We start from the raw sequence: 26189 nt of genomic DNA, 5'->3' as shown, positions 1-26189 counted from the left end.
AGGATGGAAAAAGTATCAGTCATTGTTCCTGTATTCAATGCGGGTATCTATTTGAAGCAGTGTTTGGATAGTATTTTAGATCAAACCTATCAAAACATTGAATTAATATTGGTGAACGATGGATCTACAGATGGTAGTGCCGGTGTTTGTGAAGCTTATCGTCAAAAAGATAGCCGAGTTAAATTGGTGAATAAGGCACTCGGAGGAGGAGGGGTCGGAGCAGCACGAAATACAGCCCTGCCTCTAGTTAGTGGTGAGTATGTTTTATTTGTTGATAATGATGATTGGTTGGAACCAAATCACGTTGAATATCTCTATCAGTCGTTGAAAGAGACGGACGCTGATATTGCTGTGGTTAACTTTACTCAATTTATGGAAGAGACCAATTCATTTGCTTTCCACCTGCAAGCACAGGATTATTTTAGGCAGATTTTTAGTCCACAAGAATGGTTTAAAAAAGAGTACGAGAGTCGATTTTCGATCAGTCAATGTTTTACCGTCCCATGGTGCAAATTGTATAAGGCTGCATTGTTAGATGGAATTGTCTACCCGGAGGATGAAAAGGTCGAGGATGACTATACAACTTGGAAAATATACCTAAAGGCTGAGCGAATCGTGTATTCAAACACTAGTTTGTATTATCATCGTAAGCGTCAAACAAGTGTGACCAAGACAGTTGAGATCTCTTCGGTTTTTCCTCTGAAGAGCATTGAAGAACGTATTGCTGTCTTATCATTGATTGGTTTTGATATCGAGCCAGAATTACGAGCCTATAGATGGCGATTGAATCTACATAAGGATTTTTATTTGAAAACTGGTAGGATGCAAGACTATCAAAAATGTATGCAAAAGATTTCAATTTTAGAAAAATGGAAAAGATGAGAGTAATCTTATCTTTTCTTTTCATTTGTATTGAAAAAAACATATGAAAAAGCACAGGAAAATGAGTTTAATTGATTGACAGGAAGGGGAGGGATAGGGTAAGATAGAAGCTATATTCTACCTATATTTATAGAAGGAAAAAAAGCCATCCGGCTCAGATCAGAGTCGGATGGTCCTTTGTATCAAAATGAAAAAACAATCGATTACAGAAACTCATCGTCATACCCATGTGCGGATGCATAAGTCCGGAAAGCACTGGGTCAGAACTGTCATTTCTAAAGTTGCTTGGAAGATATTTGGCCAAAGCAACATTGAAACCAAATCAATTTCTCTAGCGTCAAAGTCAACCTATTCTTCGGCTAGTTTATTGATGAAATCAGCTCTGGTTGCTGGCTTGGCAGTAGCGGGCGGAGAATTAGTTCAAGCTCAAGAAATTAGTCAAGAGACTTTGGTGACTAAAGAAGAGGTGGTGTTGGAAGTTGGTTCAGATGTAGCCAGCTTATCCTTGTCTGCCTCAGAAAGCCTTTGGTTGAGCCAATCTAGTAGTTTGTCGCAGTCAGAGTCAATAGCATTTAGCCAGGAAGAGTCGCTCTCCCACTCCTTCTCGGAGTCTGAGTCAGTTTCTGAGTCGGAAAGTCTGTCAGGGTCAGACTCCATCTCTGTATCAGAGAGTCAAGTAGCATTTACTACAAATAGTGAGGTAAATGAGCAAACAGTTCAGACGGAGCTTAGTCCACTTGAGCGTTTGGAAACAGGGCTTTTTTATCAGGCATTGGAAAGTATTGAGCGGGCTCTGTCTCAACAAGTACCCAATTCGACGGATTTAACAAGTAGTAAGGGTCAACGTTACCTAGCAGCTCTTGAAGCAGCCAATGTGCAACTAGCGGCAGCAAAATCAGCTATGTTAGACAGCCAATTGAGTCAAGAACGATTGGATGCATTAACCAAGTCCCTAGCTCAAGCAGCCAACAATCTAACAGGTCGTTACCAACAGCTTGTTGGGGTTAGCGGTCAGGTAGGAACTGGTTTTAGAGCAACTGACACGACAGCGCCCACCTTCTCGGCTACAACGGATGTTTATGTTTTCCGTGGTGTGACAATGACAACCCCAATACAGGTGACGACGATCACTGATCCAGAGAGTGCGATTACGGCTGTTCGTATTACCCTTAACTTATCGAATGGTGTGTCTGAAAATAGTAAGGGATTAGCTATTTCTACCTCTGGTGTAGTCAGTGGTACGCCAAGTGCCAGTGCAGCGCTTGGTTTGTATACCAACCAAGTGAGAGCGACAAATGCTGCAGGGCTTACAAGCCTTTCGACCCCATTTAGACAGTATTTTATGGATGTACAAGGCGGAAGTGCAACACGCGAATATGGCGTAAAATTCACAGATGCGGAAATTACTGCAATCGTGAGCGCAACTCTTCGTTCAGGTACTGCCAATGTCAGTGGTGCGGGTTTGACTTATACTGTTCTTACCTCTCATCAAATGGAGATTGGGACACATGCAGTAACCGTTCGTGTGCAAACCTATCAAGGAAACTACAAGGATGTTGTTGTCAACCTGACCTATACTCCGAACCAGTCTATGACAGAGAGTTTGAGTCTTTCTGTATCGGAATCCGTCTTTGAGTCCGTCTCCGAATCCGTTCGACAATCCGTCTCTGAATCCGTTTCTGAGTCGCTATCCAATTCTATTCAGCAATCCGTCTCTGAATCCATCTTGGAGTCAGTAAGTGAATCAGTCTCCGAGTCAGTGTCTGAGTCTATCTCTGAGTCAATTTCAGAGTCAGTTTCAGAATCAGTTTCTGAGTCAGTCTCAGAATCGATTTCGGAATCAGTCTCAGAATCCATCTCAGAATCAGTCTCAGAGTCTATCTCTGAGTCAGTGTCTGAATCAGTTTCTGAGTCTATCTCTGAGTCAGTCTCCGAATCAGTTTCTGAGTCTATCTCAGAATCCATTTCTGAATCAGTCTCAGAATCAGTTTCTGAGTCCATTTCAGAATCAGTAAGTGAATCAATTTCAGAGTCAGTTTCTGAATCAATCTCAGAATCAGTTTCTGAGTCCATTTCAGAATCAGTCTCTGAGTCAGTCTCAGAATCCATTTCAGAGTCAGTTTCTGAATCAATCTCTGAATCCATTTCAGAATCAGTATCCGAGTCAATTTCAGAGTCTGTAAGTGAGTCCATCTCAGAATTAGTCTCAGAATCCATTTCAGAATCAGTGTCTGAGTCTATCTCAGAGTCAGTTTCCGAATCAGTCTCAGAATCAATTTCTGAGTCCATTTCAGAATCAGTCTCCGAGTCCGTCTCAGAGTCCGTATCAGAATCCATTTCAGAGTCAGTTTCTGAGTCAATTTCAGAATCAGTTTCAGAGTCAGTAAGTGAATCGGTTTCTGAATCAATCTCAGAATCAGTTTCAGAGTCCGTCTCAGAATCGATCTCTGAATCAGTATCAGAGTCAGTGTCAGAATCAGTCTCAGAGTCTATCTCTGAGTCAGTGTCTGAATCCATTTCAGAGTCAGTCTCAGAATCAATCTCAGAGTCCGTCTCCGAGTCAGTTTCCGAATCAGTCTCTGAGTCAGTATCAGAGTCAGTTTCAGAATCCATTTCAGAATCAGTCTCAGAATCCATTTCAGAATCAGTTTCAGAGTCAGTTTCAGAGTCAATTTCAGAGTCTGTAAGTGAGTCAATCTCTGAATCAGTCTCTGAGTCAATCTCAGAATCAGTCTCAGAATCCATCTCTGAGTCAGTTTCTGAATCAGTCTCTGAATCCGTATCAGAGTCAATTTCTGAATCCATTTCAGAATCAGTATCAGAGTCCATTTCTGAATCAGTCTCTGAGTCCATCTCAGAGTCAGTCTCAGAGTCAATTTCTGAGTCCATTTCTGAATCAGTCTCTGAGTCAGTTTCAGAATCAGTCTCAGAATCCATCTCTGAGTCAGTTTCAGAGTCAGTCTCAGAATCCATCTCTGAGTCAGTCTCCGAATCAGTCTCAGAATCAATCTCTGAATCTATCTCTGAATCAGTCTCTGAGTCCATCTCAGAGTCAGTTTCAGAATCTATCTCAGAATCCATTTCAGAGTCCGTCTCAGAATCTGTAAGTGAGTCCATCTCAGAATCAGTCTCAGAATCCGTCTCTGAGTCAATTTCAGAATCAGTCTCAGAATCCGTCTCTGAGTCAATTTCAGAATCAGTCTCAGAATCAATCTCTGAGTCAGTCTCGGAATCAGTTTCAGAGTCCGTCTCCGAATCAATTTCTGAATCGATCTCAGAATCAGTCTCAGAATCAATCACTGAATCGGTATCTGAGTCCGTATCCGAGTCCATTTCAGAATCAGTTTCTGAGTCAATCTCTGAGTCCATTTCAGAGTCAGTCAGCGAGTCCATCTCAGAATCTATCTCAGAATCAGTCTCAGAATCAATCAGCGAGTCAGTCTCCGAATCAATTTCTGAATCTATCTCAGAATCAGTCTCAGAATCCATTTCAGAGTCTGTAAGTGAGTCCATCTCAGAATCAGTCTCAGAGTCAATCTCAGAATCAGTTTCTGAGTCAGTCAGCGAGTCAATTTCAGAATCAGTCTCAGAATCAGTTTCAGAATCAGTCTCAGAATCAGTTTCAGAATCAGTCTCAGAATCGATCTCAGAATCAGTTTCTGAATCGATCTCAGAATCAGTCTCCGAGTCCATCTCTGAGTCGGTATCAGAATCAGTCTCAGAGTCAATTTCAGAATCAGTCTCAGAATCAATCTCAGAGTCAGTCTCTGAGTCAGTGTCTGAATCAATCTCAGAGTCAGTTTCTGAGTCAATTTCAGAATCAGTCTCAGAATCAGTTTCAGAATCAGTCTCAGAATCGATCTCAGAATCAGTTTCTGAATCGATCTCAGAATCAGTCTCCGAGTCCATCTCTGAGTCGGTATCAGAATCAGTCTCAGAGTCAATTTCAGAATCAGTATCAGAATCAATCTCAGAGTCAGTCTCTGAGTCAGTGTCTGAATCAATCTCAGAGTCAGTTTCTGAGTCAATTTCAGAATCAGTCTCAGAATCCATTTCTGAGTCAGTAAGTGAATCAGTTTCTGAATCGATCTCAGAATCAGTCTCTGAATCAATCAGCGAGTCAGTCTCCGAATCAATTTCTGAATCGATCTCAGAATCAGTCTCAGAATCAGTCTCAGAGTCAATCTCCGAATCAGTTTCTGAGTCAGTCAGCGAGTCAATTTCAGAATCAGTCTCAGAATCAGTATCAGAATCAGTTTCTGAATCAGTCTCAGAATCGATCTCAGAATCAGTTTCTGAATCGATCTCAGAATCAGTCTCCGAGTCCATCTCTGAGTCGNGTATCAGAATCAATCTCAGAGTCAGTTTCTGAGTCAATTTCAGAATCAGTCTCAGAATCCATTTCTGAGTCAGTAAGTGAATCAGTTTCTGAATCAATCTCAGAATCAGTCTCTGAATCAGTATCAGAGTCCATTTCCGAATCAGTTTCAGAATCAATCTCTGAATCAGTTTCAGAATCCATTTCAGAATCAGTATCAGAGTCAGTCTCAGAATCCATTTCAGAATCAGTATCAGAGTCAGTAAGTGAATCCGTCTCAGAATCAATCTCTGAATCTATCTCAGAATCAGTCTCTGAGTCCATCTCAGAATCCGTCTCAGAATCAATCTCAGAGTCAGTGTCAGAATCAATCTCAGAATCGATTTCTGAATCAGTTTCAGAGTCTATCTCAGAATCCATTTCCGAGTCTGTAAGTGAGTCCATCTCAGAATCAGTATCAGAGTCTATCTCAGAATCCATTTCTGAGTCAGTATCAGAGTCTATCTCAGAATCAGTGTCTGAATCTATTTCAGAATCTATCTCCGAGTCAGTTTCAGAATCTATCTCCGAATCAGTTTCAGAGTCACTATCAGAATCCATTTCCGAGTCAGTGTCTGAATCAATCTCCGAATCAGTCTCAGAATCCATTTCCGAGTCAGTGTCTGAATCAATCTCCGAATCAGTCTCAGAATCCATTTCAGAGTCTGTAAGTGAGTCCATCTCTGAATCCGTATCCGAGTCCATCTCAGAATCCGTTTCTGAATCAGTATCAGAGTCAATTTCTGAATCCATTTCTGAATCAGTATCAGAGTCAATTTCTGAATCAGTCTCTGAGTCCATCTCTGAGTCAGTATCTGAATCCATTTCTGAGTCAGTCTCAGAATCCATTTCTGAGTCTGTAAGCGAGTCAATCTCCGAATCAGTTTCTGAGTCAATTTCAGAGTCAGTTTCAGAATCAATCTCAGAATCAGTCAGCGAATCAGTTTCAGAGTCAGTCTCAGAGTCCATCTCAGAGTCAGTAAGTGAATCAGTTTCAGAGTCCATCTCTGAATCAGTTTCAGAGTCCATCTCTGAATCAGTATCTGAGTCAGTCTCAGAATCCATTTCAGAGTCAGTTTCAGAGTCAGTGAGCGAGTCAGTCTCAGAATCCATTTCAGAGTCAGTCTCAGAATCCATCTCTGAGTCAGTCTCAGAATCCATCTCAGAATCAGTTTCTGAGTCCATCTCAGAATCCGTCTCTGAGTCAGTATCAGAGTCCATTTCAGAATCCGTCTCAGAATCTATCTCAGAATCAGTCAGCGAATCAATTTCAGAGTCAGTATCCGAGTCAATTTCAGAATCAGTGTCTGAATCAGTCTCCGAATCGATTTCAGAATCCGTCTCAGAATCCGTCTCAGAATCAGTAAGCGAATCCATTTCAGAATCTATCTCAGAGTCAGTTTCAGAATCAATTTCTGAATCGGTATCAGAATCCATTTCAGAATCAGTCTCTGAGTCAGTTTCTGAGTCAATTTCAGAGTCTGTAAGTGAGTCAATCTCTGAGTCAGTCTCCGAGTCCATTTCTGAGTCAGTCTCAGAATCAATCTCAGAATCCGTTTCTGAGTCAGTTTCTGAGTCAATTTCCGAGTCAGTCTCAGAATCCGTCTCTGAGTCCATCTCTGAGTCAGTAAGTGAATCAATCTCAGAATCCATTTCAGAGTCTGTAAGCGAGTCAATCTCCGAATCAGTATCAGTATCAGAATCAATTTCTGAGTCATTAGGTGAATCAGTCTCCGAATCCATTTCCGAATCAGTCTCTGAGTCAATTTCAGAGTCAGTGTCAGAATCCATTTCTGAATCAGTTTCTGAGTCCATCTCAGAGTCAGTATCAGAATCAATCTCGGAATCAGTTTCCGAATCAATCTCAGAATCCATTTCAGAGTCCGTTTCTGAATCAGTATCCGAGTCCATTTCTGAGTCAGTCTCAGAATCCATTTCAGAGTCAGTCTCTGAGTCAATTTCAGAATCAGTATCAGAATCAGTTTCAGAGTCAGTATCTGAGTCAATTTCAGAATCAGTTTCAGAGTCAGTATCAGAATCAATTTCTGAGTCAGTAAGTGAATCAGTTTCTGAATCAGTATCCGAGTCAGTCTCCGAATCCATTTCTGAATCCGTCTCAGAATCCATTTCAGAGTCTGTAAGTGAGTCCATCTCAGAATCCGTCTCTGAGTCAGTATCAGAATCGATTTCAGAATCGATCTCTGAATCAGTCTCTGAATCCATCTCAGAATCAATTTCAGAGTCAGTCTCCGAGTCAATTTCAGAATCAGTCTCCGAGTCAATTTCAGAATCAGTCTCAGAGTCAGTCTCAGAATCCATCTCTGAGTCAGTCTCCGAGTCAATTTCTGAATCGGTATCAGAATCGATTTCAGAATCGATTTCAGAATCCGTCTCAGAATCCGTTTCAGAATCCGTTTCAGAGTCCGTCTCCGAATCAGTCTCAGAATCCATTTCAGAGTCAGTCTCAGAGTCAGTCTCAGAGTCAGTTTCAGAATCAGTATCCGAGTCCATTTCTGAGTCCATCTCAGAATCCGTCTCCGAATCAATTTCAGAGTCAGTTTCTGAATCAGTCTCTGAGTCTGTATCCGAGTCCATTTCAGAATCAGTCTCAGAGTCCATCTCAGAATCGGTTTCAGAATCCATTTCAGAGTCAGTGTCTGAATCCATTTCAGAGTCAGTGTCTGAATCCATTTCTGAATCAGTAAGCGAGTCCATTTCTGAGTCCATTTCAGAATCCGTCTCTGAATCAATTTCAGAATCCGTCTCCGAGAGTGATCGTGAAATCCACAGTCATGGTCCGGGATTACTCAATCCGCCGCTGCCAACCTTGGATATCAACTCTATTAGTCAGTCGTTATCACTTTCAGAGCACTACTCAGAGTCGGAATCTGTCTCTGGAACTGAAGCGATTACGCCTGTTCAGCAAGTTCCATCTCAATCCCTATCCGAATCTGTGCTCCAAGCCTTGCCAAGCACAGGTCAGGAATCGCAAACCTCCCTCTCCTTGCTCGGAGGAATGCTGTTATTTGGACTATTCAAAAAGAAAAAACAAAAAGAAGAGCAAGAATAATCATGAAACCAGTTGTAATCAACTGGTTTTTTGATTTTATTGATATAAAAATGAAAATGATTAAAAAATATATGAAAGAAATCTATTTTGAAAACTACGTCGAAATAATATGTTAAATTTGAAAGTAAAAGACGAAAAATCCGTTTTCATTTCAGTAAAAATCATTGACTTTAGTATAATTCATTGGTATAATGGATAAATTATTTAGGGGGACTATTGGGGAATAGGACATTTTTAGGACACTAAATGATAAAGAAACATCAGGGGGATTTCTTTGAATGAAAATGCAAAGAAAAGATGACTTTACCGAAGTATCTCGAAAAAGTCGTGTAAAAATGCATAAATCCGGTAAGCACTGGGTGAGAACAGTCATGTCGCAAATCGGTTTGATGCGTATTGGAGGCAAGTCTTCGACAAGTTCAGCCGAGGTCAACCTTGCCACTGCAAAACGTTCAATGACCGCAAGCCAATTGTTACGCGGGTTAGCAGCAGCGGGAACTGTTATGGGGGGGAATGTCGCGGTTGAAACCGTTATGGCTTCTGAAGTTGTCGCGACATCAGAAACAAGTACATCAACCTTGGCAGAAGCAGATACTGTCGTGTTAACGACAGTTGTCAACTCAGACTCAATTTCAGTAAGCTCCTCGGAATCGACATCGATTTCCGAATCAGCGAGTCAGTCTGAGTCAACCTCAGCATCAGAATCGACATCGATTTCGGAGTCCGAATCGCTCAGTTCATCAGAGTCCGTATCGAACTCAGAAAGTCAATCGGCTTCAGAGTCGCTCTCTGTTTCAGAATCAACTTCTGTATCACATTCGGAATCTGAATCAGTATCGACTACGCCATCAAGTTCGACAAGCTCTGAAACCAGCACAAGTGAATCACCAGCAAGTGAAACAGGCGCTACAACTGTAGTAGAAGAAAAGCAAACCTTAGAGCAAGTTGTTTCGGAAGCAGAGGTTTTAGTACAAATCGCAAGTAACCAAACTGCACCAAGCCAAGCCTTGCTAACTGCAATTGGAACCAGTCGTGATCAGCTGCTGTTGGCTCAAACCATCTTAGGAGATGCGGATGCGACTGCAGCTGACCTTGCTACCATTATCAGCAGTTTGCAAGCAAGCAACCAAGCAATTGGTCTTTTGTTGTTGGAAAATGATGAAGACGGAGTGATTACTTTTGCTCTTAATACTTCAACGACAGCAACACTTAAAGTTGGTGAGGGTGAGGGTATCTTAGTTGATACACTTTCAACAGCTACCCCTGAAATGACAGATGCTAACGGGGCGAAAGTGACTGGTTTGACATTTTCATCGCCATATGCTGGTACAAGTGTAGCTGGTTGGCATACATTTAGTTATACAGCAACAGATACTTATGATCAAAACCATAAGAGTTCAGGCGGTACAGCTTTAAATGCTTATATTCGCTATTCATTAGATGAAGATCCAAGTACTTACACAGTACTGGCAGAATTGGTAAGTAAAACTGGTACTGTATTAGAATCTTATAAAATTGATCCTGGATCTAGTGCAACCTTTACTTATCCAAGCACTCTAGATTCTGATAACTCACCGATCACTATTACCTATGACACTTCCTTGGCAACAGCTTCAGGAATCCCTGGTGGATTAAGGTTTAGTACCAGCTCAGCTAATGTATATGGGACTACATTGGTGCCAACATATACACTAAATACCACCTATTATAAAACAACAGACGGTACCATTATTGCTACCTATTCTGTCATGACAATTGGTGGACAAACAGTGACACCATCTGGCGTTCGTTCATTTGTTGGCTATGACTATTCCACGACTACAAATGCAACTTCAACCAGAGCTTTGACTCCAGGTACTACCTATATGCACGGTAAGGTTGAAGAACAGGGAACGAAGACCTTGATTACAGTCATTGATGATCAAGGGACAATCAAAAGAAGTTTATATTATCGTGATCCAACCTATACAGGTACAGTTGATTGGAATGGCACAGATACCACTGGATTTATTAAGTTATTTGAAACAAGTGAGATAAAAGCTTCGACTTCAACATCAGGGACTAATTATAATACTTATTCAACTATTGAACCAAGTTATACAACGACTACGTATAATGGTCAACGTATTATGGTCTTCTATACTAGTCCGGCTAAAAATTGGCGTTTAATAGGGTATTGGACCGGGGGTTCAGCTTTTGGTGGCACTCAGTATGGAAGATTCTTCTTTGGTAGACAGTCTTTAGACAGGAATGGTAACTGGGGGCTTTGGCAGGCCAATTCTAGTTCGACAGGTGTGAATGACTATGGGACTCAGTATGGTTTGGGAAATCCATTGTCTACATTGGTTAACGAAACGACTCATTGGTATACAGTTGATACATCTGAGTCTGAGTCACTTTCGAATTCAAATTCAAAATCATTGTCGGAATCTGAATCAGCATCAAACTCAGAATCAGCATCGAATTCAGAATCTATCTCAAATTCTGAGTCACTGTCAAATTCAGAATCAACGTCAAATTCAGAATCCCTTTCAAATTCGATTTCTGAATCTGTTAGAGAATCCGTCTCAGAATCAATCTCAGAATCAGTATCAGAGTCAATTATCGAATCCGTATCTGAATCCATTTCAGAATCAATCTCAGAGTCAGTAAGTGAGTCAGTATCAGAGTCAGTTTCTGAGTCAATCTCTGAGTCAGTATCAGAATCAATCTCTGAATCAGTATCAGAGTCAATCAGTGAATCCGTTTCTGAGTCAGTGTCTGAATCAGTCTCAGAGTCAATTTCCGAATCAGTATCAGAGTCAGTTTCTGAATCAATTTCAGAATCAGTATCAGAGTCAGTGTCTGAATCAATCTCTGAATCAATCTCTGAATCAATCTCTGAATCAATCTCTGAATCAATCTCTGAGTCAATCTCAGAATCAGTATCTGAGTCAATCTCTGAGTCAGTTTCAGAATCAGTATCAGAGTCAGTTTCAGAATCAGTATCTGAATCAGTGAGCGAGTCAGTTTCTGAATCAATTTCTGAATCAGTATCAGAGTCAGTTTCTGAATCAATTTCAGAATCAATTTCAGAATCAGTATCAGAGTCAGTGTCTGAGTCAATCTCTGAGTCAATCTCTGAGTCAATCTCAGAATCAGTGTCTGAATCAATCTCTGAGTCAGTTTCAGAATCTGTATCTGAATCCGTTTCAGAGTCAGTGTCTGAGTCAGTTTCTGAATCAGTTTCTGAGTCAGTGTCTGAATCAATCTCAGAGTCAGTCTCAGAATCTATCTCAGAATCAATTTCTGAATCCGTTTCTGAGTCAGTATCAGAGTCAATCTCAGAATCTGTATCTGAATCCATTTCAGAGTCTGTATCAGAATCAGTATCAGAATCAATCTCTGAATCAGTATCAGAGTCGATTTCAGAATCGGTATCTGAATCAATCTCTGAGTCAGTATCTGAATCTGTAAGTGAATCCGTCTCAGAATCAATCAGCGAATCAGTATCTGAATCTGTAAGTGAATCAATCAGCGAATCAGTATCAGAGTCAGTATCAGAATCAATTTCTGAATCGGTATCTGAGTCAGTCTCTGAATCCATTTCTGAGTCAGTCTCTGAATCCATTTCTGAGTCAGTGTCTGAATCAATCTCAGAGTCAGTCTCAGAATCCATCTCAGAGTCAGTTTCTGAGTCCATTTCAGAATCAGTCTCTGAATCAATCTCAGAATCAGTCTCAGAGTCAGTTTCTGAATCAGTAAGCGAATCCATTTCTGAGTCAGTCTCAGAATCCATTTCTGAATCAGTTTCAGAGTCCATTTCTGAATCCGTCTCAGAATCCATTTCAGAGTCAGTCTCAGAATCCATTTCTGAATCCGTCTCAGAGTCCATCTCAGAATCAGTTTCTGAATCAGTCTCAGAATCCATCTCTGAATCAGTATCCGAGTCAGTCTCAGAATCCATTTCTGAATCAGTTTCTGAGTCAGTCTCAGAATCCATTTCTGAATCCGTCTCAGAGTCCATTTCTGAATCCGTCTCAGAGTCCATTTCTGAATCAGTTTCAGAGTCAATCTCAGAATCAGTCTCTGAGTCCATCTCAGAATCAGTTTCTGAATCAATTTCAGAATCAGTCTCTGAGTCAGCCTCAGAATCCATTTCAGAGTCTGTAAGTGAGTCCATCTCTGAATCAGTATCCGAGTCGGTATCCGAATCCATCTCAGAGTCAGTCTCAGAATCCATTTCTGAATCAGTTTCTGAGTCCATCTCCGAATCAGTATCAGAATCAATCTCTGAGTCTGTAAGTGAGTCAATCTCAGAATCAGTTTCTGAATCAGTCTCTGAGTCAGTATCAGAGTCAGTATCAGAGTCAGTCTCCGAATCCATCTCCGAATCGGTTTCAGAATCCGTCTCGGAATCAATCTCCGAGTCAATTTCAGAATCAGTTTCAGAGTCAATCTCAGAATCCGTCTCTGAGTCCATCTCAGAATCAGTTTCTGAATCAGTCTCAGAATCCATCTCTGAATCAGTATCCGAGTCAGTCTCAGAATCCATTTCTGAATCAATTTCAGAATCAGTCTCTGAGTCAGTCTCAGAATCCATTTCAGAGTCTGTAAGTGAGTCCATCTCTGAATCAGTATCCGAGTCAGTCTCAGAATCCATTTCTGAATCAGTCTCCGAGTCAATTTCCGAATCAGTTTCAGAGTCCATCTCTGAGTCAGTAAGTGAATCAGTTTCAGAGTCCGTCTCAGAATCAGTTTCTGAATCAGTCTCAGAATCCGTCTCTGAGTCAGTCTCCGAATCAATTTCTGAGTCAGTAAGTGAATCAGTTTCCGAGTCAATTTCAGAATCCGTCTCTGAGTCAGTAAGTGAATCAGTTTCTGAATCCATTTCTGAATCCATTTCTGAATCCGTCTCCGAATCAATTTCAGAGTCTGTAAGTGAGTCCATCTCAGAATCAGTTTCTGAATCAATTTCAGAATCAGTCTCTGAGTCAGTCTCAGAATCCATTTCAGAGTCTGTAAGTGAGTCCATCTCTGAATCAGTATCCGAGTCAGTTTCTGAGTCGGTATCCGAATCCATCTCAGAGTCAGTCTCCGAATCAGTCTCTGAATCTATCTCTGAGTCAGTCAGCGAGTCCGTATCAGAATCAGTTTCTGAATCCATCTCAGAATCAGTAAGCGAATCAGTTTCTGAATCCATTTCTGAGTCAGTTTCTGAGTCCATTTCAGAATCAATCTCTGAGTCAGTCTCAGAATCAGTTTCAGAATCCATCTCTGAGTCAGTAAGCGAGTCCATCTCTGAATCAGTCTCAGAATCTATCTCTGAATCAGTTTCCGAGTCCATCTCTGAGTCAGTATCAGAATCAGTATCAGAGTCCATTTCAGAATCAGTTTCTGAATCCATCTCAGAATCAGTCTCAGAATCAGTTTCTGAGTCCATTTCAGAATCAGTCTCTGAATCAGTATCAGAGTCAATTTCTGAATCAGTCTCTGAATCAGTATCAGAGTCCATTTCTGAATCAGTCTCTGAGTCAATTTCTGAGTCCATTTCAGAATCAGTTTCAGAGTCAATTTCTGAGTCAGTATCAGAGTCCATTTCAGAGTCAGTTTCAGAATCAGTTTCCGAGTCAGTCTCAGAATCCATCTCTGAATCAGTATCAGAGTCAATTTCAGAATCAGTTTCTGAATCAGTCTCAGAATCAATTTCCGAGTCCATTTCAGAGTCAGTATCCGAATCCATTTCAGAGTCAGTAAGTGAGTCCATCTCAGAGTCCATTTCTGAGTCAGTAAGTGAATCAGTCTCAGAATCTATCTCTGAGTCAGTAAGTGAATCAGTTTCTGAATCCATCTCTGAATCGGTATCTGAGTCCATCTCTGAGTCAATTTCAGAGTCAGTATCCGAGTCAGTCTCAGAATCGATTTCAGAATCAGTATCAGAGTCAGTCTCAGAATCCATTTCTGAATCAGTATCCGAATCAGTTTCTGAGTCCATTTCAGAATCAGTAAGTGAATCAATTTCAGAGTCAGTTTCTGAATCAATCTCAGAATCAGTTTCTGAGTCCATTTCAGAATCAGTCTCTGAGTCAGTCTCAGAATCCATCTCTGAATCAATTTCAGAATCAGTCTCAGAATCCATTTCTGAGTCAGTAAGTGAATCAGTTTCAGAATCCATCTCTGAATCAGTCTCTGAATCAGTATCAGAGTCCATTTCCGAATCAGTTTCAGAATCCATCTCTGAATCAATTTCAGAATCAGTATCTGAGTCAGTCTCAGAATCCATTTCAGAGTCCGTCTCTGAGTCAATTTCTGAATCCATTTCAGAGTCAGTTTCTGAATCCATTTCAGAGTCAGTTTCTGAATCAATCTCAGAATCAGTTTCTGAGTCCATCTCAGAATCAGTATCAGAGTCAGTTTCTGAATCAGTCTCTGAGTCCATTTCTGAGTCAGTCTCAGAATCCATCTCAGAATCAGTTTCTGAATCAGTCTCAGAGTCCGTATCCGAGTCCATTTCTGAATCAGTCTCTGAGTCCATCTCTGAGTCAGTTTCTGAATCTGTATCCGAGTCAATTTCAGAATCGGTATCAGAATCCGTCTCTGAGTCAATTTCAGAATCAGTCTCAGAGTCAGTCTCTGAATCAATTTCTGAATCAGTCTCCGAGTTAGTATCAGAGTCAATTTCTGAATCAGTCTCTGAGTCAATTTCAGAGTCCATTTCAGAGTCCGTATCAGAATCAACTCCTTCACAGGATTCACAGCTTCCTCGTAAGTCAGCAGCATTGCCAAGTACAGGTGAGGAGTCGTCATCCTGGGCAGGATTGCTTGGAGCAGGCCTCTTGTTTGGTGGTTTGTACAAACGTCGCAAAAAAGACGAAGAAGAAGCAAAGTAATCAAAGCTAGAAGGCAAAAAGAAAAGTAGCTAGCAAATGCCAGCTACTTTCTTTGTATCAAATTCTGATTTAAATATGGAAAAAACCGATAATCAGTTGAATAATAGACAAAGAAACAGTACACTAATAGATAAGTAAGGGAACGGTTAGCAGTTTTTATGGAAAAAGCTGGCGCATAAGATTTTTTAGACTCATTTAACCTTAAAATAGTAGACTAGAAAAAGTAGCCTCAAAAAAGGAAAAATAAGTGCCAACTAGCTATATTTTCCGTAGGAAAATTGAAAATGTATTCATTGAAAAACTTAGTGTTTTCACAGTCTTTTTATTGACTTAGCCTAGCAATAGTGCTAAAATTGGGAGACTCTTTTGGACATATTTAAAACTAGTAAGACATGAGCAAAAACGCAGTTAAAAAAATGATTTTTTAACACTTTTCTTGAAATAGCGAATAAGAATGAACAAGTCATACTAGTTGAATCGAAGCTGCCCTTTGACGAGGGCAACTTCGATTTATCATATGTGGGGATAATATCTTATCCCTAGATATGATAAGGAATAGGAAGTTTATATTATGAAAAATATATGGAGAAACTATCGTTCTTCTACTCTAGCTAACCGTCTGACCTGGATGGTGGGCATCGTATTTGTCTATATGTTGGGGAAATATATCCCAATCGCAACCCTTCCTGCTGCAGGCATTGAAGCGGGTGCATATAAATTAGATAGTGCCTTGGAGAACTTGGCCATGGTAACAGGTGGTCAGTTTTCGACACTGAATCTATTTTCTCTCGGGCTGAGTCCTTGGATGACAGGGATGATCTTGTGGCGTTTTTTGACACTCTTTAAGACAATTAAAGGGTTAACTGCCCAACAAAGCCATCGCTACCGCATGTTACTGATGTTTGTTGTAGCCTTGATCCAGTCCATTGGGGTTAGTTCCCTATCGGATTACTATCAGTTTAGTCAGTTTGGTGACTATTCACTCCCAATCTTAAGGGGAATTACAATGGTAGTGATGATTGCCGGTAGTTTTGTCCTCATGTGGTTGGCAAATGTGAATGGCCGTAAGGGCTTAGGAGGCCCATCGGTTATTATTGTCTCCAACATGATTTTAACCTTTATCATCAATATCATCCGGTATTTTTCAGAAAATCGATTGGGGAGCCTCGAATTTTTGTTGACGATTGCGGTGATTGTACTAATCGCTTCTGCCTTGATTTGGATTACAGTCGTCGTCTATCGAGCAGAGTACCGGATTCCGATTCGACGGATTATGATTATCAGTGCATTTGCCGAATCCACCTATATCCCGATTCGGGTGACGCCGGCAGGAGGGATGCCTTTTATGTATGCGATGACGCTGATGTCCTTGCCACCAATTCTGATTTCAGCTCTGTTGCAGGTCTTTCCAGAAAATCCTATATTGAAAGATCTGGTTGGGAAGGTGAGTATTTCAGAATTACTCGGGATTCTGGTGTATATCTTCTTGCTCTTCATCTTAGCTATTGGTTTTGCCTACTTCAATATAGACCCGACTGAAGTCGCGGAAAATATGCAGAAAAGCGGGGACTATATCGAGAATGTTCGTCCAGGAGAGGCAACTCGGAAGTACATTTCCTTCTATCTAAATCGTTTAGCCTTGGTTGGTGCGATCTATACCTGCTTGATGGGAGGTGTGCCCTTGCTCCTGGTGTGGAGCCAGCAAGGGCAAATCAGTATCGCACTGTTGATCAACAATATTTATATTGTCACTACCCTTTTGTTGGGCATAGTGGAACAGGTTCGTATTCTTCGTTCATGGAGAGAATACGACGAGATTATTTAAAGGAGTTACTATGTTTTATTTTGTCCCATCCTGGTATCAAGGAAATCGTAAGTGGTATATGGAAGCCCCATTATGGTTTCGTGTCATTGAAAATTTGACCTTTGACGATGCCGTGAATCAATTGAAGACCTTCCAGGCTGCGGGTGAAGAAACGATGATGCTCTTGTTGGGGTACCAACCCCATTTGCGCTATTTTTTGCACCGCCAAGATATTCTTTCAACCCCTTACTGGTCCTTCTTTGACGAGATTCAAAATATCCAAAGCAAAAATACCAAGGTGCTCCAGGTAACGGATTTGACTTGGCCACAGGGGGCACGTTTTGTCTATACTCCCTTTGCCTTGTTGGTCAAAATTGGGGATGAACGGATTGCGGAAGTGCATTTTGCTGAAAACGGCAATCTCTTGAAAGTGGAATACTTTAAGGAGAATGAAGTCACCTACCATTACATGTTTGATGATCGTGGATTTTTGTCGAGTATCCTTTATTTTTCAGATGGGCAGCCTAGCCATCAGGACTATCTGAATGAAAGAGGGGTCTGGCAGGTTCGTGAGCACTTGGCAGAAGCTTCCAAACTCATTACCGTCAACCCACGGGCAGATCAGGAATTCTTCCAGCTGGTTTATGAGAGTTGGGATGATTTGATTTTAGAGAAATTATTCTTCTTCAAACGTCTGCGTATGACAGAACATGACTACTTGGTTATGGCAGTCCATGAACAACACAATCGCCTCTTGTTGGATGCTTTTGAACAACAGAAAAAAGTGTTGTCTTTTAGTGGTGACCGTTACAGTCTCCAAGAGGGCAGTGACTTAAAGCGTCTTGCTCAGGAAGGTGATGTCCTGGTAGTGGATTCGGAGAAAAACAAGCTGGCTCTTGAGTACAGTTTGTCCCAGCTGGGAACCTCTGCTCACCATGTCAGCAAGGTGACGCCGTTTGATACGCGTTTGCGTTTAGGACGCAGTCAGACGATCAAGGAATTAATTATTTACTGGCAGATAGACGGTGCAAGCCGTGAAGACTATTTACAAACCCTGCAGGTTTTATTGCAATTAATGGAAGAAAATCCCTTGATTGAATTGGACATTGTCAGCTATGAACGTGCACGCAATATGAAGGCTTTGGAAAGTGAATTGATCGCTCTTCTGCAGGAAAAATACACACTTGAACGGTTCATGGAAGTATCGGAAGAAGCTGGAGAAAACCAATTGGAAGAGGATCAAGAGATGACCTTGTCCAGCATTCGCTTCCATACCTTTACCAATGAAAATCAGATTATTCGTCAATTAGATACGACCCGATTGGTATTGGATTTGGGACAGGTTCCGCATCTTTATACTCAGATTGCTAGTATTAGCGCCGGAATTCCACAAATCAATCGCCAAGCTTCAGAGTATGTAACGCATGGAGAAAATGGTTGGATTGTGACGGAAATAAAAGATCTGACAGAAGCAGTCGCTTATTACTTTGATGGTCTGACAAATTGGAATAGGTCCCTTGTTTCAACTGTTCAAAAAATGGGGGACTACACTAGCGGTCGCATTATTGATCAGTGGAAAGAATTATTAGAAAATAAAGGCTAACAGAATGAAAATTTTACAGATAGGAAGCCAGGATTGGTCGAAAGGAAAGGAGCTTCCAGCAGACCTGGAATGGCTTTATACGAGTGCAGAAGGCATTACAGACCTTCTCCAAGACTTAAACGATGCAGCTTTGGCAAAAATTCCTGCTGAAAAATTAGCAGAAATGGGAGAAAATCTCAAGGTCCCTCTTTATTTTACAGGAATCCTGGTAACCGATTCCCTGTCGGAAAAGCAACTTGAACCATTGATGAATTGCATCGAAGCTTACGCTGTCTTTATGACAGAAAATGTGGAGATCTTTGATATAACTCCGACTGGTTTTTACCGCAGAAAGGTGATGTCTTACCTACCGATACAGGGAAGTCAGGAAGAGTTGATTGCCTTTCTCCATATGAATCTCTTTTCAGGACAATATGGGGCAAAGTTAAAGATCCCTGAGATTGATGTCAATCCCAACTTTACGGGTCAAGTTGATTATGAGGGCAATGTCGGTGTTACGTTTACAGGTGATTTCGGGGAGGATTTCCAACCCTTGCTGACCTTTCGCTACAATCTGAGTACTTTTCCAATGTCTCTTGAAATCTGGTTGGAATATATAAAAAATGGTGACTGTGAACTTCGTCTGGAGTTGGATCTGATCCGTAAGGGTTCTTTAGCGGATGTTTTTGAGAAACAGATCTTGAGTGAAGAAGAAATGAAAGAACCTTATGTTCTAGCACGACATCCAGAGGTTGGTTTCTATAGTGTGTCTGTTTCTGCCAGAGGGACAGGATCTATCAAGACAGGTGTACTCCATTGGCGTTATTCGCGTTCTGGACTTGGTCGTTTTGTCTTAGGGGGGAAGCGCCATTCGGATGCCAAGCGCCAAGAAATTTTTCATTACTTTAACCCAGGTGATATGAAACCTCCTTTGAATGTTTATTTCTCTGGTTTTCGGGGAGCGGAAGGATTTGAAGGTTTCTTCATGATGAAACGCTTGGGAGCTCCCTTTCTACTCGTAGCCGATCCGCGTTTGGAGGGTGGATGCTTCTATTCTGGAACAGATGAATTAGAAGAAGGGGTCCAAAAAGCAATTGAGGATGCCTTAGATTACCTTGGTTTTGAAAAGCAACAGTTGATTCTTTCAGGTCTATCAATGGGGGCATTCGGAGGTCTCTACTATTCTTCTTATTTTAATCCTCACGCTGTTATTGTGGGCAAGCCTTTTACAAACTTAGGTGAAACAGTGACAAATGCAAAATTGAAACGTCCGGATGAGTTTACTACCAGTGGTGACATGATTCGTAATGTTGTCGGTGGAGCTGATTCTGCCTCAGTTGAAGCCTTTAACCAACGATTCTGGGATAAATTTGGTGAATCAGATTTTCATACGACTCAATTTGCGATTGCGTATATGGAGCAGGATGACTATGATGGCCATGCTATGGAACGCCTGATTGATTATTTGGCGGATAAGGATGTCCATATTTTCTGTAAGGGGTATGAAGGCCGACACAATGACAATAGTCGTGCCATCAACCGTTGGTTTATGGCTCAGTACCATAAGATTCTAAAAAATGATTTTGGAAGGGACATGTAATGGTAGAAGCGTTAGTGCAAAAATTACTCTGGACAGGAGTAACTCCAGGTGTAAACTACCTGTACGGTTCAATAATCCAGATACAGGAAGACTCGATTTTCTTTGAGAACCTTCATTTCTCACCAGGTAAACCTATTAAAACTTGGCGGTCTCGAACCAATTACCAGGCCAATCGTTCCTGTCCAGAACTTCCCTTGCTCTATCCAGGAGTTACCTATCGCCTAGAGCAAAAGGTCACCATCACGCCTGAACAGACCGCCTATTTTCAAATTCAATATTTCAATCGCCAGAATGAGGAAATCCAACGGGATATCCTCAGAAATGGGCAAGAAGAATTTACCTTTCCTAAAGATGCCTTCACTTATCGGATTTCCCTGATGAGTGCAGGATGTCGACAGGTGGAATTCTTCCATATTGCGATTTATGGACCTGAAAATAGCACCAAACCTTTGGTAGAAAGAAATCAGGTCAGCAGTTACACCTCAGGTCAGGAACCTGAAGAACTAAGATTGGTGAGCCGCTTGATTCACCCAAAAGGATAAAGGAATAGCAACCATGCAATACAAGACTTCTTTACTGAATCAGATTCGGTTGAGAAAGATTAAAAAATTAACCAGACAGATCAATGCTCTGTCCGATACCTACGAAGGGATGACCAATCAAGACTTGGCGAATCAAACAAGTCTCTTTAAGGCGCGCTTGGAAGCAGGTGAGGACCTAGACGATATGCTGGTAGAAGCGTTTGCGGTTTGTAGGGAAGCCTGTTACCGTGTCCTAGGTCAATTTCCTTATGATGTGCAGGTGATGGGGGGAATTGCCCTCCATCAAGGGACCATTGCGGAGATGAAGACTGGTGAGGGAAAAACCCTGACGGCGACAATGCCCCTATACCTCAATGCCCTATCAGGAAAAGGCGCAATTTTGGTCACCACTAATGAGTATCTGGCCAAGCGGGACGCTCTGGAAATGGGGCAGGTCTATGAGTTTCTTGGCCTAACTGTTGGTCTTGGTGTCTATGATGATGACCAAGAAGGAGATGCAGAGACCAAACGAATGGTCTATGGAGCCGATATCACCTATGTAACAGGTGCTGGTCTGGGTTTTGATTACCTGTCTGATAACCTTGCCTCTTCAAAGAGCGAGAAGTTCCTACGTGACTTTAACTATGTTATCGTTGACGAAGCGGATGCGGTTTTGCTAGATAGCGCCCAAACTCCTCTTATCATCTCAGGGACCCCTCGAGTCCAATCCAATATGTACGATATCTGCGATCAGTTTGTTCTAACTTTGGGTGAAGAGGAGTTTTACTTTGACCCAGATAAAAAGGAAGTCTATTTGACGGACAAGGGCAATGACTATGCGGAACACTATTTCGCAGAAGAGAGTATTTACAATGCAGACAACTGGGAGCTCAATCGCCATATCAACCTAGCCTTACGGGCCCACTATCTCTACAAGAAAAATCATGATTATGTGGTACAGGATGATGAGGTCAAGCTCTTGGACAATCGAACAGGACGCGTGTTAGAAGGTACCCGTCTACAATCTGGTATTCACCAAGCCTTGGAAACCAAGGAAAATGTGAAGAAAACCAAAGAAAGTCGTGCCATGGGCTCAGTTACCTATCAAAGCCTCTTCAACATGTTCCCTAAACTTGCGGGAATGACAGGGACAGGACACCAGGCAGAGGATGAATTGATTTCGACCTATAAGGTTCCAGTTGTCTCCATTCCGACCAATGTACCGATTCAACGAATCGATTATCCAGATAAAATTTATACCACTCTTCCGGAGAAATTGTATGCAACAATGGAGCTAGTTAAGGAGCTGCATGCCAAGGGACAACCTGTGCTGTTGATTTCTGGAACTGTGGAAATCACCCAAATTTATTCGCAACTGCTCTTGCAAGAAGGGATCGCTCATTCGACGCTGACAGCCAATAACGTGGCAAAAGAAGCCTTGATTATCAAAGAGGCTGGTCAGTTGGGAACGGTGACTTGTGCGACCATCATGGCCGGCCGTGGGACTGATATTAAGTTGGGACCAGGCGTGGAAAAATTGGGTGGTCTGGCAGTTGTTGGAACCGAGCGGATGGCCAATAGTCGGATGGACTGGCAGTTGCGCGGTCGAGCAGGTCGTCAAGGTGAACCAGGCATGTCTCAGTTTTTTGTCTCCTTGGAAGATGAATTGTTGACCAACTATGGTCCGGAATGGGTCAAAAAATACTTTAAAAAGCATAATCGTGAAGATCGCAGAAATTATGGTCGAGCTTTGACAGGTCGCCGCTTCCATGCGGCCATTCATCAAGCTCAAGAAAAGAGTGAGGATAACGCTGTCAGCGCTCGTCAATCAACTATTCGCTTTGATGAAAGCCTGCGGGTCCAGCGCCAGAAGATTTACGGCTTGCGGGACCGCTTGATTCTTGATGATGAGAACTTGGCGGGAAATGTCCGCCAGATCATGGAAGAAGTAATTGATTCCTATTTGGCCGAGAATAAGGAGCGAACACGCCATCAGCTACGCCGCTATATCTTGGACAACTATAGCTATGCTTTCAGGTATTTCCCAAGAGCTTTAGACTTGGATGATGACCAGGACGTTAAGAACTATTTGTTAAAATTGGTGGAAGAAGAAGTGGATAAAAAAGGGACGCTTTTGCAGTCAGAAGAAGCTTTGTCAGAGTTCTATCGTTTGTCTGTTTTGAAGGCAATTGATGAGTGCTGGGTCGAAGAAGTTGACAGTCTCCAACAATTGAAGGGGGTTGTCACAACACGATCTACAGCCCAGAGGGATGGGATGTCCGAATACTACCAAGAATCCCTGCGTTCCTACAAACAGATGTCTGATTTTGTCAAACAGAAAATCGCTCGAAATGTTATGCTCAGTACCATAGAGCAATCGAAAGATGGAAAACATTCTATTTATTTTGTGTAAGAAAAGGAACAGAAGATGACCATTTATAATGTCAACCGTGGAATTGGTTGGGCTAGCAGCGGAGTAGAGTATGCCCAAGCCTATCGGGCCAGCATTTTTAGAAAGATTGGCCAAGATAGTAAATTTATTTTTACAGACATGTTTCAAGGAGAAAACCTGGCTCATTTTACAGCCAATATTGGCTTTGAAGACCAGGAAATTATCTGGCTCTATGGCTTTTTTACCGATGTCAAGATTGCAGCGACAACCTATCCTTTGACGGAGTTTGAAGCTAGTCTAGATTCTGATTTTACCAAGGTTTCACAGAGCCCTGAATCCGTCAAATATCAGCATAAAGACAAGGACTTGGTCATCTTGGTTTTTACACGGAAAAATCATCCAGACTATGTGCAAAAGGTAGAGTTTCTTTCCAAAGGGAAGCTGATTCGCAAGGACTACTATAGCTATACCAAGATGTTTTCGGAATACTATGCTCCAGTTGATAATGCACCTGTTTTACATGTGCGGGTCTTTTTCAACGAAGATGGTTCTATCGCCTATGAAGAAAACTGTTCTGGTGACCAGAGTATCTTCCGTTTTCCTGATGCTATCCTCTGGACAAAAGAGGAGTTGATTGGTCGCATGCTGGACCGATTGGCTCTGACAAAAGAGGACATTATCTTGATTGATCGTGCTACTGGGACAGGTCAGGCGATTCTGCGCCACCGAGGAGAGGCCCGTGTGGCAGTCGTGATTCATGCAGAGCATTACAATATGAATTCTGTGACGGAAGAAACCATTCTTTGGAATAACTATTACGAATATCAGTTTTCGAATGCGGATAAGATTGATGCCTTTATTACCTCAACCAAGGCGCAAGCGGAAACGCTGGCGGCCCAATTTGAGACCTATACGCCTTTCCGTCCGAAAATTTTTACTTTACCAGTTGGTAGTTTGGATGAATTGCGCCAGCCCGAAGGGGACCGTCGTCCTTTCTCCTTGGTGACCTGTTCGCGACTGGCTAGTGAGAAACACATTGATTGGTTGGTGGATGCGGTGATTCAGGCCCAAAAACACTTGCCAGACCTTCAGTTTGATATTTATGGTGAGGGTGGGCAACGTAGCCGCTTGGAAGCCATGATCAAAGAACACGATGCTTCCTCTTTTATTCGCTTAATGGGGCACCATGATTTAACAGAGGTTTATAAACACTACCAAGCCTACTTGGCAGGTTCGACTTCAGAAGGTTTTGGTTTGACCTTGATGGAAGCCATTGGTTCTGGGCTGCCGATTATTGGCTTGGATGTTCCTTATGGCAACCAAACCTTTGTGCAGGATGGGCAAAATGGTAGCTTGATCAGTCGTTTGGACATTGATGATCCGACTGTCTATGGCCGACTCTTTGCCGAAAAACTGCTGGACCTATTCCAATCAGGTCAGCTGGAAGACTGGCAGGCGGCATCCTATGACCGTGCCAAGGAATTTCTGACGGTCGAATTGGAAAAAGCGTGGTTGCGCTTTATTGAGGAGGTTTAAAATGATTCAATTATATGATAGCTTCCATCAGGCCAGTAAGGATCTGTATTATTCACTGACTCAGGCAGGTTTTCAAGGTCCTGTCGTTGTCATTAATGATGATGGTTTTCTACCAGAGGGAGTGACCTCTGCCTATTCATACTATTGCCAAATGGAGACAGGTCAGGGGCGCTCGCTTTATTTCAACCAACTCCAAGTCCCTCCTTTTTGGGAAATTACAGGGACCAATGGTGATGGGGAAGTCTGGGATTACAGCCAACGGAAGGCAAAGATTTTTTATGCCGAACCCAAGCACCTCCGTCGCATCAAAAATGTTGACTGGTTTGGACCAAATGAAAAGGTACGTTTTACAGACCACTACAATCGCTTTGGTTGGTTGTTTGCACGAACCTATTTTAATGCCGAGCAGAAGGTGACTAGCCGTATTTATTTCAATCAGGCAAAACAAGAGGTCTTGGTTGAGAATTTCATGACAGGTGACATTCAGTTAAACTGGCAAGGGAAAGTGTATTTCTTTGACAATCGTGTGGAATTGTTCCGCCATTATTTTGCGGAAATGGGCTGGGAATTGTCAGAGATTTGGTACAACTCTTTATCGACTCCATTTTTCCTCTCCTACAACAGTCCAGAAGCAGGTCAAGATATCCTCTTTTGGCAGGAAGGTATCCAGGAGGACATTCCAGGAAACATGAAAGTCATGTTGAATTCTTCCCACGTTCGTACACAACGTGTTTTGGTACAGCAGCGTCAGGTTTATCAGAAGATGATGGATCTCTTGCCGGAGGAACAAAAGGCCAAGATTGCTTACCTAGGTTATATCTATCCAAGTTTGCGTGAGAATGCTGGACGAAAGGAAATCCTTATCCTTACTAACTCAGATCAAATTGAGAAATTAGAGGAGCTAACTCAAGCACTACCAGACTTCCACTTCCATATTGGTGCATTGACAGAAATGTCTCAACGATTGATGGCTTTTGAAGCAAAGTCAAATGTTACCCTCTATCCAAATATTTCACAGAAACAGCTGCAACGGTTGTTCCAAGAATGCGATATCTACCTCGATATCAATCATAGTGGAGAAGTAATGGATGCGGTTCGCAAGGCCTTTGAGCAAAATATGGTGATTTTGGCCTTTGAGCAAACCATTCATAACCGCGATCTGATTCCAGCTGCCCACCGCTTTGATGCCAGCCAGCCAACTGACATGGTGATGGCCTTGGCAGGCTTTGCAGTATCTTATCCACAGATGGTGGCTTTGCAGCGTGAAGAAACAAGCAATGAATCTGTTACTGGATACCAACAGTTACTTGGGAAGGAGGAGTGCTAAATGACAGAGAAACGCAATCCTTTATTGGATGAAGCGATTGAGAAACAAATCAAGGAAGCTCGCTATGTTGAGCCTAAGAAAAACAAGCAGAGACGGAATTATTTTTACCTGACCATCATTTTCCTTGTGACCTTGGCAGTTATTTTCTCCCTCCTTCGTTACTTATAGAAATTCTTGCCTACAAGCCAATTGAAATCTTGAAAATTGCATGAAAATGTGAGAAAATATGTCAAATAAGAATGTGGGGGG

The 26189-nt window shown here is 42.0% G+C and carries 13 protein-coding genes and 2 pseudogenes; 14 read left to right on the top strand and 1 reads right to left on the bottom strand.

What is annotated here, in order from left to right:
• Positions 1–3 precede the first annotated feature (3 nt).
• Together JNG37_RS08550 and JNG37_RS10060 are read left to right on the top strand one after the other, a co-directional pair.
• Positions 4–882 (top strand): glycosyltransferase family 2 protein, encoded by an 879-nt coding sequence (locus tag JNG37_RS08550; RefSeq protein ID WP_158457271.1) that lies wholly within the window; start codon positions 4–6, stop codon positions 880–882.
• 169 nt (positions 883–1051) lie between these two features.
• Positions 1052–1162, top strand: a pseudogene (locus tag JNG37_RS10060) (KxYKxGKxW signal peptide domain-containing protein); the annotation flags it as partial.
• 158 nt (positions 1163–1320) lie between these two features.
• Here JNG37_RS10060 and JNG37_RS10055 read toward each other — a convergent pair.
• On the bottom strand, positions 1321–1539 hold the full coding sequence (locus tag JNG37_RS10055) for a hypothetical protein (protein ID WP_330918994.1): 219 nt from the start codon (positions 1537–1539) through the stop codon (positions 1321–1323).
• Positions 1540–1783: 244 nt separating this feature from the next.
• On the opposite strand from JNG37_RS10055, the gene JNG37_RS10020 reads away from it, so the two are divergent.
• The 12 genes and pseudogenes from JNG37_RS10020 to JNG37_RS08490 all read left to right on the top strand — a co-directional run bounded on the left by JNG37_RS10020 (position 1784) and on the right by JNG37_RS08490 (position 26108).
• Positions 1784–5254, top strand: coding sequence for a DUF445 family protein (locus JNG37_RS10020; protein WP_330918998.1), 3471 nt, complete (start codon positions 1784–1786; stop codon positions 5252–5254).
• 304 nt (positions 5255–5558) lie between these two features.
• Positions 5559–8309 (top strand): DUF445 family protein, encoded by a 2751-nt coding sequence (locus JNG37_RS10015; RefSeq protein ID WP_330918996.1) that lies wholly within the window; start codon positions 5559–5561, stop codon positions 8307–8309.
• Between the two features lie 278 nt (positions 8310–8587).
• Positions 8588–8818 (top strand): annotated as a pseudogene (locus JNG37_RS10095) (accessory Sec-dependent serine-rich glycoprotein adhesin); the annotation flags it as partial.
• A 759-nt stretch (positions 8819–9577) separates the two neighbouring features.
• Entirely contained in the window at positions 9578–15178 is a 5601-nt protein-coding gene (locus JNG37_RS08530) for a DUF445 family protein (RefSeq protein ID WP_449276441.1), read from the top strand.
• A gap of 571 nt (positions 15179–15749) precedes the next feature.
• On the top strand, positions 15750–17003 hold the full coding sequence (secY2, locus tag JNG37_RS08525; RefSeq protein WP_158457273.1) for an accessory Sec system protein translocase subunit SecY2: 1254 nt from the start codon (positions 15750–15752) through the stop codon (positions 17001–17003).
• Between the two features lie 10 nt (positions 17004–17013).
• Positions 17014–18585, top strand: a complete 1572-nt coding sequence (gene asp1, locus JNG37_RS08520) for an accessory Sec system protein Asp1 (protein ID WP_158457275.1) — start codon at positions 17014–17016, stop codon at positions 18583–18585.
• A gap of 4 nt (positions 18586–18589) precedes the next feature.
• Entirely contained in the window at positions 18590–20164 is a 1575-nt protein-coding gene (asp2, locus tag JNG37_RS08515; protein ID WP_158457277.1) for an accessory Sec system protein Asp2, read from the top strand.
• Entirely contained in the window at positions 20164–20706 is a 543-nt protein-coding gene (gene asp3, locus JNG37_RS08510) for an accessory Sec system protein Asp3 (RefSeq protein WP_158457279.1), read from the top strand. The genes asp2 and asp3 overlap by 1 nt, the downstream gene beginning before the upstream one ends.
• Before the next feature lie 13 nt (positions 20707–20719).
• Positions 20720–23098: an accessory Sec system translocase SecA2 gene (gene secA2 / locus JNG37_RS08505; protein ID WP_158457281.1), complete on the top strand. Its 2379-nt coding sequence runs from the start codon at positions 20720–20722 to the stop codon at positions 23096–23098.
• 15 nt (positions 23099–23113) lie between these two features.
• Positions 23114–24613 carry an accessory Sec system glycosyltransferase GtfA gene (gene gtfA, locus JNG37_RS08500; RefSeq protein ID WP_158457283.1) on the top strand — a complete coding sequence of 500 codons (1500 nt, stop codon included), beginning with the start codon at positions 23114–23116 and terminating at the stop codon, positions 24611–24613.
• Position 24614: 1 nt separating this feature from the next.
• A complete protein-coding gene (gtfB, locus tag JNG37_RS08495; RefSeq protein WP_158457285.1) occupies positions 24615–25940 on the top strand; it encodes an accessory Sec system glycosylation chaperone GtfB in 1326 nt (441 codons plus the stop codon).
• Entirely contained in the window at positions 25941–26108 is a 168-nt protein-coding gene (locus JNG37_RS08490; RefSeq protein ID WP_172095958.1) for a hypothetical protein, read from the top strand.
• Positions 26109–26189 lie beyond the last annotated feature (81 nt).

The sequence above is a fragment of the Streptococcus suis genome (assembly GCF_016775005.1).
Taxonomy (GTDB): Bacteria; Bacillota; Bacilli; order Lactobacillales; family Streptococcaceae; genus Streptococcus; species Streptococcus suivaginalis.
The sequence above is the reverse complement of the archived record's forward strand: the minus strand, read 5'-3'. Positions and strand labels throughout refer to the sequence as shown.

What these genes read in the sequence shown, in the direction of transcription:
- secA2 (WP_158457281.1), top strand. Translation starts at nt 20,720, where the DNA reads ATGCAATACAAGACTTCTTTACTGAATCAGATTCGGTTGAGAAAGATT.
- asp1 (WP_158457275.1), top strand. Translation starts at nt 17,014, where the DNA reads ATGTTTTATTTTGTCCCATCCTGGTATCAAGGAAATCGTAAGTGGTAT.
- asp3 (WP_158457279.1), top strand. Translation starts at nt 20,164, where the DNA reads ATGGTAGAAGCGTTAGTGCAAAAATTACTCTGGACAGGAGTAACTCCA.
- asp2 (WP_158457277.1), top strand. Translation starts at nt 18,590, where the DNA reads ATGAAAATTTTACAGATAGGAAGCCAGGATTGGTCGAAAGGAAAGGAG.
- JNG37_RS08530 (WP_449276441.1), top strand. Translation starts at nt 9,578, where the DNA reads ATGACAGATGCTAACGGGGCGAAAGTGACTGGTTTGACATTTTCATCG.
- secY2 (WP_158457273.1), top strand. Translation starts at nt 15,750, where the DNA reads ATGAAAAATATATGGAGAAACTATCGTTCTTCTACTCTAGCTAACCGT.
- JNG37_RS10055 (WP_330918994.1), bottom strand. Translation starts at nt 1,539, where the DNA reads ATGGAGTCTGACCCTGACAGACTTTCCGACTCAGAAACTGACTCAGAC.
- gtfA (WP_158457283.1), top strand. Translation starts at nt 23,114, where the DNA reads ATGACCATTTATAATGTCAACCGTGGAATTGGTTGGGCTAGCAGCGGA.
- JNG37_RS08550 (WP_158457271.1), top strand. Translation starts at nt 4, where the DNA reads ATGGAAAAAGTATCAGTCATTGTTCCTGTATTCAATGCGGGTATCTAT.
- JNG37_RS08490 (WP_172095958.1), top strand. Translation starts at nt 25,941, where the DNA reads ATGACAGAGAAACGCAATCCTTTATTGGATGAAGCGATTGAGAAACAA.
- gtfB (WP_158457285.1), top strand. Translation starts at nt 24,615, where the DNA reads ATGATTCAATTATATGATAGCTTCCATCAGGCCAGTAAGGATCTGTAT.